The organism is Nonomuraea sp. NPDC059007, from assembly GCF_042740555.1.
In the GTDB taxonomy this organism is placed as follows: Bacteria; Actinomycetota; Actinomycetes; order Streptosporangiales; family Streptosporangiaceae; genus Nonomuraea.
On sequence record NZ_JBHYJD010000003.1, the window covers coordinates 112,659 to 124,849 of the forward strand.

Consider the following 12,191-nt stretch of genomic DNA (forward strand, 5'->3'; position numbering starts at 1 on the left):
TTCGCGTGAGTACCGCACCTGAAGGTCAGGCGCGCTCGTTTACCCAGTCGCGCTCGCTCCGGAGCCCGCCCGGGCCCTCGTGCCGCGCGACCACACTCAGCACCGCGTCGATGACCTCTTGCAGGGTCAGCGGCGTGGTGTCGAGCTCGATGGCGCCATCCGCCATCGACAGTGGATCTGCCTTGCGTGTCGAGTCCAGGGTGTCACGCCTGGCCATGGCGGCCTGCTGCGCCTCCACCGTGGTGCCCGACAGCTCCGCGGTGCGCCGCAGGGCGCGCGCCTCCGCGCTGGCGGTGAGGTAGATCTTGACGGCCGCCTCCGGCCAGACGACCGTGCCGATGTCGCGGCCCTCGACCACGATGCCGCCGGCACCGATGATCTCCCGCTGCAGGGCGACCAGACGGGTCCGCACCTCGGGCACCGCGGCCACCGCCGAGACGGAGCCGGTGACCTCGCCGGTGCGGATCGGCCCCGCGACGTCGGTGGCGCCCACGTGGATGGTCGGGCCGTCCGGGTCGGTGCCGCTGACGATCTCGGGCTCGCCGCAGCGCGCCGCGACGGCGGCCGGATCGGCCACGTCGACGCCCTGTTCGAGCATCCACCAGGTCATCGCCCGGTACATCGCCCCGGTGTCCAGGTAGCGCAGACGCAGCGCACGGGCCACCCCGCGCGACACGCTCGACTTGCCCGACCCCGAAGGGCCGTCCATGGCGACGACCAGACCGGCCACGGTCTCTCCCTCTTCACGGCTTTACCTCAACCTGAAGAGGCTACCGCCTCCGCGTCACTCGCCGATCCAGCTTCGCTTCTCAACCGCTGCTCAGACGGAACGCGCGGGCGGGCACCAGGCCCCGCTTCAGCAGCGCGAAACCCGGCAACGGGCTGCTGCTGACCGCCTCCTTGTAGAGCACGGCCAAGCGCCCGGTCAGGTACGCCCGCCGCGGGCTGTCGTCGCCCCGCGTGAACTGGATGACCCCGTCGGCCCGCCCCAGGCTGAGCGGCTGGTGGAAGTACCCGAACCGGAACGGCCTGGCCCGCCGGCCCCGCAGCCTCGCGGCGATCACGTCGGCCGCGTGCAGAGCCGTGGGGATGCCGCTCTGGCAGGTGCCGTGGATGACCCCGTACGGCTGGCTGACGGCCGCCGCGTCCCCGACCGCGTACACGTCCGGATGCGAGACCGAGCGCAGCGTCGCGTCGACGACCACGCGCCCGCGGCCGTCGACGGCCAGCCCCGACTCCCGTGCCGGCGGCAGCCCGGTGGTGCCCGCGGTCCACAGCGTGGCCGAGGAAGGGACGAGCTCGCCCCCGGCCAGCTCCACCGCGTCGGGCAGCACCTTCTCCACCTCGACGCCCGCGCGCACCTCGATGCCGAGGCGGTCCATCGCCCGCCGTACGTAGGCGCGGGCCCGGTCGCCCATCATCGAGGCCGGGGCGCCCCGGCTGAGCAGGACCACGCGCAGGTGGGGGTGGGCTTCGGCGATCTCGGTGGCCGACTCGACGCCGGTCAGGCCGCCGCCGGCGACCACGACCGTGCCCTCGGTGAGGCGTTTCAGCGCGTCGGCCAGCCGTACCGCGCCGTCGTGGTCGTCGAAGACGTGGGCGTGCTCGCGCACGCCGGGGGTGGAGCGGTCGGTGACGGTGCCGAGCGCGTAGACGAGCGTGTCGTACCGGGCGACGCGGCCGCTCTGGAGCGTGACCTCGTGCCGTCCCGGATCGAGCCCGGTGACCCGGTCACGCAGGAAGGTGATGCCCGTCCCGGCGATCACCTTGTCGATGTCGTGGCCGGTCAGCCGCTGGCCCGCGGCCGTCTGGTGCATGCGCAGCCGCTCGGTGAAGCGCGGCGAGGCGTTGACCAGCGTCACCCTGACGCCGTGGCGGCGGGTCTTCACCGCGACCCGGATCGCCGCCATCATCCCGGTGTATCCGGCTCCCAGAACCATGATGTGTGTCATGCCGGGAAGACGGATCCACCGCCTCAGAACGTGACATCCGCCGGCGCCGAGGCACCTGCGCGGGCGTAAGAGGCACTTGAGCGGACGTAACCCGCGCGGGCGTAAGGCACCCGCGCGGGCGCTACGGCACCTGCCAGCCACGCTCGTGCAGAGCCTCCTGCAGGACGGCCACCGCGTCCGGCTGCACCGACACCTCCGCCAGGCCCAGGGGCAGGCCGGGAGCGTGCTCCAGCCGGACGTCCTCGACGTTGACCCCGACCTCATCACACACCTGGAACAACCGGGCCAGCTGCCCCGGCCGGTCACCGATGACCACCTGGACGATGCCGTAGGCGGCGGCCGGGCCGCCGTGCTTGCCCGGGATGCGCCCGTGCCCGGCGACGCCGCGCTTGAGCAGTTGCGTGACGTCGGGGCCCGCGCTCTGGTCGCCTCCGGCCAGCGCGCGCAGCGCCGCCGCGGCCTCGGTCAGGTCACGCGAGACCGCCTCCAGCACCTCGGCGACGGGCGCGGCGTTGCCCGACAGGATGCCCAGCCACAGGCCGGGGTCGCTGCCGGCGATCCTGGTCACGTCCCGTACGCCCTGACCGGCCAGGCCCAGCGCCACGTCGGAGGCCTCCGACAGCCGGGCCGCCACCGCGGAGGCGGCCACGTGCGGCGCGTGCGAGACCAGCGCGACCGCGCGATCGTGCTCCTCGGCGCTCACCTCGACCGGGTTGGCGCCGCACAGCTCGATCAGCTCCAGCACCGCCCGCTTCGCCTCGGGCCGCGCCGCCTCCGTCGGGCACAGCGCCCACGGCCGCCCCAGGAACAGATCCGCCCTGGCCGCGCCCGGCCCCGCCTTCTCGCGGCCGGCCATCGGGTGCGAGGCCACGTAGAGGCCCATGTCGCAGCCCAGCTCGACGGCCCTGGCGATCGGCATGGCCTTCACGCTCGACACGTCGGTGTAGAAGCGGGCGGCGTCGCGCCGCTGCAGGCCGCGCAGCTCGGTCGCCACGTGGTCCGGGGGGACCGCGACGATCGCCAGGTCGGCCTGCTCGCCGGAATGCCATTCCTGGCCGGCGCCCATCTCCCTGGCCAGGCGTACCGCGCCGAGATCGCGGTCGGCCAGCAGGACGCTCACGCCGCGCTGGCGCAGCGCCAGCCCGATCGAGGTGCCGACCAGGCCGGTGCCGAGGATGAGGACGGTCTCGAGCTTCATTGGGCGATGTCCTCACGCAACGCGACGGCGCCGCGCAGGTAGACGTGGCTGATCTCGCCGCGTGGCCGGTCGGTCTCCACGTGCGCCATCAGCCGTACCACGCGCGGCAGCGCGCCCGGCACGTCGATCTCCGTGCAGCAGATGAGCGGCACGTCGTGGAAGCCCAGCTTGCGCGCGGCCAGAGCGGGGAACTCCGCCGTCAGGTCGGGCGTCGCGGTGAACAACACGCTGATCACGTCGTCGGTCGACAGCCGGTTGCGCTCCATGAGCGTGCTCACCAGCTCCGTCGTCGCCTCGATGATCGCGTCGCGGGTGTTGGCGCCGACCTGGATCGCCCCGCGAATCGCCCGGACCATGGTGCTCGTCCCCTTCATAAGGCATGGAGCCCGTACGCGGCGGTACGGGCTCCTTGGTATGGGCTGCCAGGTTACATCTTGACGGCGGCGTACAGCTCGCCGACTTCCGCCAGCGACAGCGCCCTGAGCGTGCCCGCCTTCGTCCGGCCCAGCTTGACCGGCCCGAACTCGATCCGCGCCAGGTCGATCACGCGGTGACCCGACTCCTCCAGCATGCGGCGCACGATGTGCTTGCGGCCCTCGTGCAGCACCACCTCGACCAGCGCCTGCTGGCCGTGCTCCTGCACGATCGAGAACGAGTCGGCGCGGGCGAGGCCGTCCTCCAGCTCGATGCCCTCACGCAGCCTGCGGCCCAGGTCGCGCGGGATCGGCCCCGGCACCTTCGCCCAGTACTTCTTCTGCACCCCGTAGCTCGGGTGCGTCAGCCGGTTGGCCAGCTCGCCGTCGTTGGTGAGCAGCAGCAGGCCCTCGGTCTCGGTGTCCAGCCGGCCCACGTGGAACAGCCGCGGCGCCAGCTCCTGCACGTAGTCGGCCAGGCACGGACGTCCCTGCGGGTCCTCCATCGTGGACACGACGCCGATCGGCTTGTTCAGCGCGTAGTAGACGAGGTCGGGGGCGGTGGGGATGCGCTTGCCGTCCACATGGATGACCTGCGCCGCCGGGTCCACCTTCGCGCCGAAGCGGCGGACGATCTGGCCGTTGACGGTCACGCGACCGGCGCCGATCATCTCCTCGCAGGCACGCCGGCTGGCCACGCCCGCCTGGGCGAGCACCTTCTGCAGCCTGACGCCGCCGGGGACCTCGGTGGTGTCCCGCTCGTCGGTGTAGCCGGGCTCGAAGAACGCGGTGTCGCGAATGGGCTGGCGGGCGGTCTTGAACCGGTCCGCCGGCCTGTCGCCCCTGCCCGGCCGCTCGTCACGCCGCGACCCTCTGCCGCTGGGAGCCTTGCCTCCGGTACGGCTGCCGCCGATCGTCTGGACGTCGTCGCGCTTGCCGTACCGTGCCCTGGTGGGGCCGGGGGCGGAGTCACGCCGCCCACCCCGAGCGGCCCGGAACCCGTCGCCCCCGGAACGCTCCGGCCGCTCCGCCCGCTCGTCGCGGGGCTGGTAGCCGCCACGGTCACGGTCATCACGCCGCTGGAACCCACCGCGGTCACGGTCATCGCGCCGCTGATACCCACCACGGTCATCACTACGACCCTGATAGCCGCCACGGTCACGATCATCGCGCCGCTGATACCCACCACGGTCGTCACGGCTCTGATAGCCGCCTCGGTCGTCGCGACGCTGGAACCCACCGCGGTCACGGTCGTCACGCCGCTGGAACCCACCGCGGTCACGGTCATCGCGCCGCTGGTAGCCGCCGCGGTCACGGTCATCGCGGCGCTGGTAGCCACCACGGTCGTCGCTGCGACCCTGGTAACCGCCACGGTCGCGGTCGTCACGGCGCTGGTAGCCACCACGGTCGTCACGGCGCTGACCCTGGCCACCACGGTCATCGCTACGGCCCTGGTAACCGCCACGGTCACGGTCATCGCGCCGCTGGTAGCCACCACGGTCGTCGCTGCGACCCTGGTAACCGCCACGGTCACGGTCGTCACGGCCCTGGTAGCCACCACGGTCGTCTCGGCGGTCGTCGCGGCGGTCGGTGGGCTTGGTGGGGCGGGTCCGGGAGCCGCCCCGGTCGGCGCGCAGGGAGTCTCGGTCCCCGCCGCCGCGTCGGTCGTCGGAGCGGAAGGCGGGACGCCCGCCGCGGCCCGCGTGGCCGCCCGAACGTCCTCGACCGCGTCCATCACCGGACGGGGTGCTTCGCCTGTTGATCACTTCGTTGTCTCCTCGAGGTTCTCCACGTCGTCCGGGAGGAGCGGCGCAAGCTCAGGTAGCTCGCCGATGTCCTTCAGTCCCAGACGCTCCAGGAAGTATGAGCTTGTCCGGTAGAGCACTGCCTGGCTCTCCGGGTCGGTGCCGGCCTCTTCGACCAGCCCCCTGGCGACGAGCGTACGCATGACGCCGTCGCTGTTCACACCGCGTACCGCGGCCACGCGGGCACGGCTCACCGGTTGCCGGTAAGCCACGACCGCGAGAGTCTCCAGAGCAGCTTGCGTGAGCCGCGTCTGCTGCCCGTCGCGCACGAAGCGCTCGACCAGAGGCGCGCACTCGGCCCGCGTGTAGAAACGCCAGCCGCCCGCCACCTCTCTCAGATCAAAACCCCGCCGATCGGCCGTGTATTCCGCCGCCAGTTCCGAAAGCGCCCGTCCGACCTCCTGCGTCGGCCTCTCCAGCACCTGAGCCAGCGTCACCTCGGCCACCGGCTCATCCACCACCAGCAGAATCGCCTCCAGCGAAGCCTTCAACCCCAGCCCCGCCTCGCCACCCGTTTCCGGAACGTCCCCGGAAGACGACCCAACAGCGACCGAGCACTCCGAGTCCGACACACCCGAAGCCACCTCAACCGACTGGACCGGAGCCTCATCAACCCGGCCAGAAGGTGCCGCGGTCTCCGCATCCGAGGCGGCACCAACGGAGTCCGACACCGACGAGACAGGAACCTCCGGATCCGAGGCCCGGCCCGAGGTGGCGGGCGCCACACCAACGGAGTCCGACGGGACCGGAGCCTCGTCAGCCGGGTCCGCGGTGTCTTCCGGAGACACGGGGGCCGGGTCGTCGTCGGCGGTGGGCGTTTCGGTGGGGAGGTCCGTCGCGAGGCGGTCGTCCTCGGAGTCGGCGGGCAGGCGGGGTGCCGGGGTGGGCGGGGTGGTGGACAGGGCGCCGGGGAGCGTCATCCAGGCGGGCAGGTCCGGGTCCGCGGAGCGGCGGGGGGCGGGCGGGGTGTCGTGCTCAGGCATCGGTCTTCTTCTCCGCGGGTTCTTCGTAGTCGTCGCCGACCGAGATGTCGCCGTCGTCGGTTCCGGTCCAGGTGACGTGGAGGTCGCCGAGCGGTTCGACCTGGTCGAACGTCACGGCCGACTCCCTGAACAACTCCAGCACCGCCAGGAACCGGGCGATCACCTCGAACGTGCCCTCGCAGTCGGCGACCAGGGCGCGGAACGTGGCCTTGCGCATCCGCCGCAGGCGAAGCACCAGGATAGCCGCCTGCTCGCGGACGCTGGCGAGCGGTTGGTAGATGTGACCGACACTCACCGTCGGCGGCAGCTTCGGGGTGAAGGCCTTGGCCGCGATCCTGGCGAGCTGGTCGGGCCCGATCCCCAGGATCAGCTCGGGCAGCAGGTCGGCGAACTCCCGCTCCATGGGCACGATGCGCGGGAAGCGCAACGCCTCCTCCGCCATCCTGCCGGCGAAGATCTTCGCCACCTGTTTGTACGCCTTGTACTGCAGCAGCCGGGCGAACAGCAGGTCACGCGCTTCCAGGAGCGCGAGGTCCTCTTCGTCCTCCACCTCGCCGGACGGCAGCAGCCTGGCCGCCTTGAGGTCGAGCAGGGTCGCCGCCACGAGGAGGAAGTGGCTGGTCTGGTCGAGGTCCCATTCGGGCCCGCGCGACTTGATGTAGGCGATGAACTCGTCGGTGACCTTCGACAGGGAGACCTCGGTGATGTCCAGCTTGTGCTTGGAGATCAGGCCGAGCAGCAGGTCGAAGGGGCCCTCGAAGACGTCCAGGTGGACCTGGAAGCCGCCTTGCTCGGTCGAGGTCGATGTCACCTGGCCATTGTCGCAGGAGCGGGCCAGCGCGACAGCACTTCGCGGGCGAGCTCCCGGTAGGCGTTGGCACCGAGCGAGGACGGGTCGAAGGTGGTGATGGGCTCCCCGGCGACGGTGGCGTCGGGGAAGCGGACGGTGCGGTTGATCACGGTGTGGAACACCTTGTCGCCGAAGGCCTCGACGACCCGGGCGAGGACCTCGCGGCCGTGCAGGGTACGCGCGTCGTACATGGTGGCGAGCAGGCCTTCGATCTCCAGCTCGTCGTTGAGGCGTTCCTGCACCTTGGCGATGGTGTCCATGAGCAGGGCGACGCCGCGCAGCGCGAAGAACTCGCACTCCAGCGGCACCATGACGCCGTGGGCGCAGGTCAGCGCGTTGACGGTGAGCAGGCCCAGGGACGGCTGGCAGTCGATGAGGCAGACGTCGTAGTGCGGCAGCAGCGGCTTGAGCACGCGGCCGAGCACCTGCTCGCGGGCCACCTCGGTGACGAGCTGGACTTCGGCCGCGGACAGGTCGATGTTGCTGGGCAGCAGGTCGAGGTCGTCGACGCCGGTCTCCAGCAGCACGTCCTCGGCGGAGACGTTGCGGTCCATCAGCAGGTTGTAGACGGTGAGGTCGAGCTGATGGGGGTTGATGCCGAGGCCGACGGAGAGCGCGCCCTGCGGGTCGAAGTCGACGAGCAGGACCTTCAGCCCGTATTCGACGAGCGCGGCGCCCAGGTTGATGGTGGTGGTCGTCTTGCCGACGCCACCCTTCTGGTTGACCATCGCGACCACGCGGGCGGGCCCGTGGATCTCGCGCCGGGCTGGTTCCGGGAACACTGGACGCGGCCTTCGGGTGGGGCCCAGGTTCACGCCGGCGGTGGGCGTGGCCGTCTTCGTGTCACCCCAGGGGTTTTCGGGGTTCCCCTGGGTCGATCCGTTGGTCGTCACAGTCACCAGCTCGAACCTCCCTGACGATCCCGAACCGGACCGTCCGGACGGACACTATGGCGTCAGCACTTAACGCGGCAAGGCGGCACGCCGTACTCGCCGCACGTCGCAAAGACTATAGATCACTGCCGGGCACGCGGATGCGCCGCGGCGTAGACCTCGCGGAGCCTGTCGACCGTCACCAGCGTGTAGACCTGGGTGGTGGTCACCGAGGCGTGACCGAGTAGCTCCTGGACCACCCTAACGTCGGCGCCGCCGTCGATGAGGTGGGTTGCGAAGGAATGGCGCAACACGTGGGGGGAAATCCCGGCAAGTCCGGCTCGTTCCGCGGCGGCCTGGAGGACCTCCCAGGCGCCCTGCCGGGTCAGCCGGCCGCCCCGGGCGTTCAGGAACAACGCGGGCGTGCCCCGCCCATGGGCCACCAGACCGGGGCGGGCCCGGACGAGGTAGGCGTCGAGGGCTTCGCGGGCATAGCGGCCCAGCGGGACGACGCGCGTGCGGCCGCCCTTGCCGCGCAGCCGTACCTGCTCGGCTTCGAGGTCGTCGACGGCCAGGCCGACGGCTTCTGAGATGCGGGCGCCGGTGCCGTACAGGACCTCCAGGAGGGCGCGGTTGCGGAGGGTCAGCGGCGCGCTCTCGGGGCCGGAGGCGGCGATGAGGAGCTCGACCTCGTCGACGGTGATCGGCTTCGGCAGGCGGCGCAGCTGGCGGGGCGGGCGCACCTGGTGGGCGGGGTCGTGGCCGGTGACGCCCTCGCGCAGGGCGAAGCGGTGCAGGCCGCGTACCGCCGAGACCGCCCGCGCGGCCGAGCTGGCCACGAGGGCGGGGTGCTCGCCGTCGCCCTCGCGCAGCGCGGACAGAAAAGCCAGGACGTCGGCCTCGGCCACCTGGTCGAGCTCCAGGCGCCCGCGCGCCTGGAGATGGTCGACGTAGCGGCGCAGGTCACGCTTGTAGGAGGCGAGCGTGTTGACAGCCAGACCCCGCTCCACCGCCAGATGGGCGAGGTAGCTGGAGAGCACCGCCTCCACGAAAGCTCACTCCTCAGGTGCGTCGGCGGGCCGCAACAGCCCGAACCCTTCGACCGATGCCGCGTACGCGGCGAGGATACCGGCCACGGCCGGGGAATTGTGGATCATTCCCATGAGCGCTTTCTCGACGGCGTCGGCGAGGGGTACCCATTCGACCGGCATGTCGGTCTCTTCGTGCTTGCGCTCGAAGTCGATCTCGGTACGGCGCAGCCCCCGCGCCAGGAACACCCGGATGCGCTCGTCGGTCATGCCCGGCGAGCTCATCAGGTCGACCAGCGTGTACCAGGTGTCGGCGGCGTACCCGGCCTCCTCGGCCAGCTCACGCGCCGCGGTGGTGACCAGCGGCTCGCCCTCGACGTCGCGGATGCCGGCGGGCAGCTCCCACAACAGGTGGCGCACCGGGTGCCGGTACTGGCGCAGCAGCAGCACCCGGTTGTCCTCGTCGAGCGCGAGGACGGCGACCGAGCCGGGGTGGACGACGTAGTCGCGGTCGGCGACGTCGTCACCCGGCATGCGCACGGAGTCGGTGCGCAGGCCGATCACCCGGCCCTGGAAGTGGTTCTTGGAGGCGACGACGTCCCACTGCTGCGCGGTGTCCCTCACTTGGCGACCTTGGCGGAGACGCGGCCGTCGGCGAAGGCGAGGGCCGCGGCGATGAGGCCCTTGAACAGCGGGTTGGCCCGGGTCGGGCGCGACTTGAACTCGGGGTGCGCCTGGGTGCCGATGAAGAACGGGTGGGTCTCGGCGGGCAGTTCGGTGTACTCGACCAGGCGGCCGTCGGGCGACAGGCCGGAGAAGACCAGGCCGACCTTCTCCAGCTGCTCGCGGTACGAGTTGTTGACCTCGTAGCGGTGGCGGTGGCGCTCGTCGGCCTTGGCCTTGCCGTAGAGCTGCCTGGCCAGGCTGCCTTCGCCGAGCTTGGCGGTGTAGGCGCCCAGGCGCATGGTGCCGCCCATGTCGCGCTCGCCGGCGACGACGTCCTCCTGGTCGGCCATGGTGGAGATGACGGGGTGCTTGGTGTCGGGGTCGAACTCGGCGGAGTTGGCGTCGACGACCCCGGCCAGGTTGCGCGCGGCCTCGATGACCATGCCCTGCATGCCGAGGCAGATGCCGAGCAGCGGCACCTTGTTCTCGCGGGCGTGCTTGATGGCGCCGATCTTGCCTTCGATGCCGCGTACGCCGAAGCCGCCCGGGATGAGCACGCCGTCGACGCCGTCGAGCTCGCGGGAGGCGCCCTCGTCGGTCTCGCAGTCGTCGGACTTGACCCAGCGGATGTTGACGCGGGCGTCGTTGGCGAAGCCGCCGGCGCGCAGTGCCTCGGTGACCGACAGGTAGGCGTCGGGCAGGTCGATGTACTTGCCGACCAGCGCGATCGTGACCTCCTTGGCCGGGCGGTGCACGCGCCGCAGCAACTGCTCCCACTCCTTCCAGTCCACGTCGCGGAACGGCAGGCCGAGCCGGCGCACGACGTAGGCGTCGAGGCCCTCGGTGTGGAGCACCTTGGGGATGTCGTAGATGGAGGCGGCGTCGACCGCGCTGACGACGGCGTCCTCGTCGACGTCGCACATCAGGCTGATCTTGCGCTTGATGGAGGTCTGCACGGGCCGGTCGGAGCGCAGCACGATCGCGTCGGGCTGGATGCCGATGCTGCGCAGCGCCGCGACGGAGTGCTGGGTGGGCTTGGTCTTCAGCTCGCCGGAGGGACCGATGTACGGCAGCAGCGAGACGTGCAGGAAGAAGACGTTGTCACGGCCCACCTCGTGGCGGATCTGGCGCACGGCCTCCAGGAACGGCAGCGACTCGATGTCGCCCACGGTGCCGCCGACCTCGGTGATGACCACGTCCACGTCGGGACCGGCCATGCCGCGGATGCGGTCCTTGATCTCGTTGGTGATGTGCGGGATGACCTGGACGGTGTCGCCGAGGTACTCCCCGCGCCGCTCCTTGGCGATGACGTTGGAGTAGACCTGGCCGGTGGTGACGTTGGCCGAGCCGTGCAGGTCGGTGTCGAGGAAACGCTCGTAGTGCCCGACGTCGAGGTCGGTCTCCGCGCCGTCGTCGGTGACGAAGACCTCGCCGTGCTGGAACGGGTTCATCGTGCCGGGGTCGACGTTGAGGTAGGGGTCGAGCTTCTGCATCGTGACCCGTAGCCCGCGTGCCTTGAGCAGACGGCCGAGGCTGGAAGCCGTGAGCCCCTTGCCGAGACTGGAGGCGACACCGCCGGTGACGAACAGATGCTTGGTTTGCGATGCGCTGCGCAAAGGGGCTCCCGTGGCTCGAGGTGTGGTCGATGTGTCCACGGGCTCTCAGGATATCAAAGAACGCCCCCGACATGCCCGAACGGCATGACCAAGCGGTAACTTTGGGCCCTATGTCACACGTACGGCGGGCGGCGGGCGCGCTGATTCACCGCGCCTACGCCGCTTTGCGCAGAGCCGGCGCGATCAGCCCGTCCAGTCCGGCAGGCTATCGCTTCCGCCATCTGGGCCAAGGGGTGTCGATCGCGTTCCCGCCCGGGGCGATCTTCGGCGAGCAGTGGATCGAGATCGGCGAGGGAACGCTCATCGGGGAGCGGGTCTCGCTGTCGTGCGGCATGGGTCCAGGCGTGGACCTGGGCCCCGACTCGATCCTGCGGATCGGCGGAAGCTGCTCGATCGGGCGCGGCAGCCACGTCGTGGCGCACCAGTCGATCGACATCGGCGACCACGTGTTCACCGGCCCGTACGTGTACATCACCGACCAGAACCACGTCTACGACGACCCCGAGGTGCCCATCGGGCGGCAGTGGCCGAGGAACAGCCCGGTCTCGATCGGCTCGGGCTCGTGGCTGGGCGCCGGCGCGATCATCCTGCCGGGCACCCGGCTGGGGCGGCAGTGCGTGGTGGCGGGCGGCGCGGTGGTGCGGGGCGAGTTCCCCGACCACAGCGTGGTGGCGGGCATCCCGGCCAAGCTGGTGCGCCGCTACGATCCGGCGCTGGGCTGGCACTCCCCCGGCACCTCCGCGATCACCTCGCTGGACCGCCAGGCGACCGCCTGAACCACCACGGGCCGCCCGAAGCACCCATGGAC

The 12,191-nt window shown here is 71.2% G+C and carries 12 protein-coding genes; 1 reads left to right on the forward strand and 11 read right to left on the reverse strand.

The features are described 5' to 3' along the window. Window positions 1–25 precede the first annotated feature (25 nt). The 11 genes from cmk to ACFWY5_RS05915 all read right to left on the reverse strand — a co-directional run bounded on the left by cmk (window position 26) and on the right by ACFWY5_RS05915 (window position 11,383). On the reverse strand, window positions 26–709 hold the full coding sequence (gene cmk, locus ACFWY5_RS05865; protein WP_379630817.1) for a (d)CMP kinase: 684 nt from the start codon (window positions 707–709) through the stop codon (window positions 26–28). Window positions 710–809: 100 nt separating this feature from the next. Next, the gene (locus ACFWY5_RS05870; protein WP_379630659.1) at window positions 810–1,952 is read right to left on the reverse strand and encodes an NAD(P)/FAD-dependent oxidoreductase; all 1,143 of its coding nucleotides are present in this window, start codon (window positions 1,950–1,952) and stop codon (window positions 810–812) included. 121 nt (window positions 1,953–2,073) lie between these two features. Continuing rightward, complete coding sequence (locus ACFWY5_RS05875; protein ID WP_379612909.1) at window positions 2,074–3,150, reverse strand: prephenate dehydrogenase; 1,077 nt, start codon at window positions 3,148–3,150, stop codon at window positions 2,074–2,076. Further along, window positions 3,147–3,506, reverse strand: a complete 360-nt coding sequence (gene aroH / locus ACFWY5_RS05880; protein WP_379612910.1) for a chorismate mutase — start codon at window positions 3,504–3,506, stop codon at window positions 3,147–3,149. The genes ACFWY5_RS05875 and aroH overlap by 4 nt, the downstream gene beginning before the upstream one ends. A gap of 71 nt (window positions 3,507–3,577) precedes the next feature. Then, window positions 3,578–5,329: a pseudouridine synthase gene (locus tag ACFWY5_RS05885; RefSeq protein WP_379630660.1), complete on the reverse strand. Its 1,752-nt coding sequence runs from the start codon at window positions 5,327–5,329 to the stop codon at window positions 3,578–3,580. Then, a complete protein-coding gene (scpB, locus tag ACFWY5_RS05890; RefSeq protein ID WP_379630818.1) occupies window positions 5,326–5,865 on the reverse strand; it encodes an SMC-Scp complex subunit ScpB in 540 nt (179 codons plus the stop codon). The genes ACFWY5_RS05885 and scpB overlap by 4 nt, the downstream gene beginning before the upstream one ends. 478 nt (window positions 5,866–6,343) lie before the next feature. Further along, complete coding sequence (locus ACFWY5_RS05895) at window positions 6,344–7,162, reverse strand: segregation and condensation protein A (protein ID WP_379612912.1); 819 nt, start codon at window positions 7,160–7,162, stop codon at window positions 6,344–6,346. Continuing rightward, a complete protein-coding gene (locus tag ACFWY5_RS05900) occupies window positions 7,159–8,100 on the reverse strand; it encodes a ParA family protein (protein WP_379612913.1) in 942 nt (313 codons plus the stop codon). The genes ACFWY5_RS05895 and ACFWY5_RS05900 overlap by 4 nt, the downstream gene beginning before the upstream one ends. Before the next feature lie 116 nt (window positions 8,101–8,216). Then, complete coding sequence (locus ACFWY5_RS05905; protein ID WP_379612914.1) at window positions 8,217–9,122, reverse strand: site-specific tyrosine recombinase XerD; 906 nt, start codon at window positions 9,120–9,122, stop codon at window positions 8,217–8,219. A 6-nt stretch (window positions 9,123–9,128) separates the two neighbouring features. Beyond that, window positions 9,129–9,725 carry an NUDIX domain-containing protein gene (locus tag ACFWY5_RS05910; RefSeq protein WP_379612915.1) on the reverse strand — a complete coding sequence of 199 codons (597 nt, stop codon included), beginning with the start codon at window positions 9,723–9,725 and terminating at the stop codon, window positions 9,129–9,131. Next, complete coding sequence (locus ACFWY5_RS05915) at window positions 9,722–11,383, reverse strand: CTP synthase (RefSeq protein WP_379612916.1); 1,662 nt, start codon at window positions 11,381–11,383, stop codon at window positions 9,722–9,724. Before ACFWY5_RS05915 ends, ACFWY5_RS05910 begins: the two co-directional genes overlap by 4 nt. Window positions 11,384–11,493: 110 nt before the next feature. Between ACFWY5_RS05915 and ACFWY5_RS05920 the strand changes: the two genes are divergently transcribed. Then, window positions 11,494–12,159 carry a DapH/DapD/GlmU-related protein gene (locus tag ACFWY5_RS05920; RefSeq protein ID WP_379630661.1) on the forward strand — a complete coding sequence of 222 codons (666 nt, stop codon included), beginning with the start codon at window positions 11,494–11,496 and terminating at the stop codon, window positions 12,157–12,159. Window positions 12,160–12,191 lie beyond the last annotated feature (32 nt).

Excerpts from the sequence above, each read along its gene's own strand:
- aroH (WP_379612910.1), bottom strand. The coding sequence starts at position 3,506 with ATGGTCCGGGCGATTCGCGGGGCGATCCAGGTCGGCGCCAACACCCGC.
- cmk (WP_379630817.1), bottom strand. The coding sequence starts at position 709 with ATGGACGGCCCTTCGGGGTCGGGCAAGTCGAGCGTGTCGCGCGGGGTG.
- ACFWY5_RS05870 (WP_379630659.1), bottom strand. The coding sequence starts at position 1,952 with ATGACACACATCATGGTTCTGGGAGCCGGATACACCGGGATGATGGCG.
- ACFWY5_RS05920 (WP_379630661.1), top strand. The coding sequence starts at position 11,494 with ATGTCACACGTACGGCGGGCGGCGGGCGCGCTGATTCACCGCGCCTAC.
- ACFWY5_RS05875 (WP_379612909.1), bottom strand. The coding sequence starts at position 3,150 with ATGAAGCTCGAGACCGTCCTCATCCTCGGCACCGGCCTGGTCGGCACC.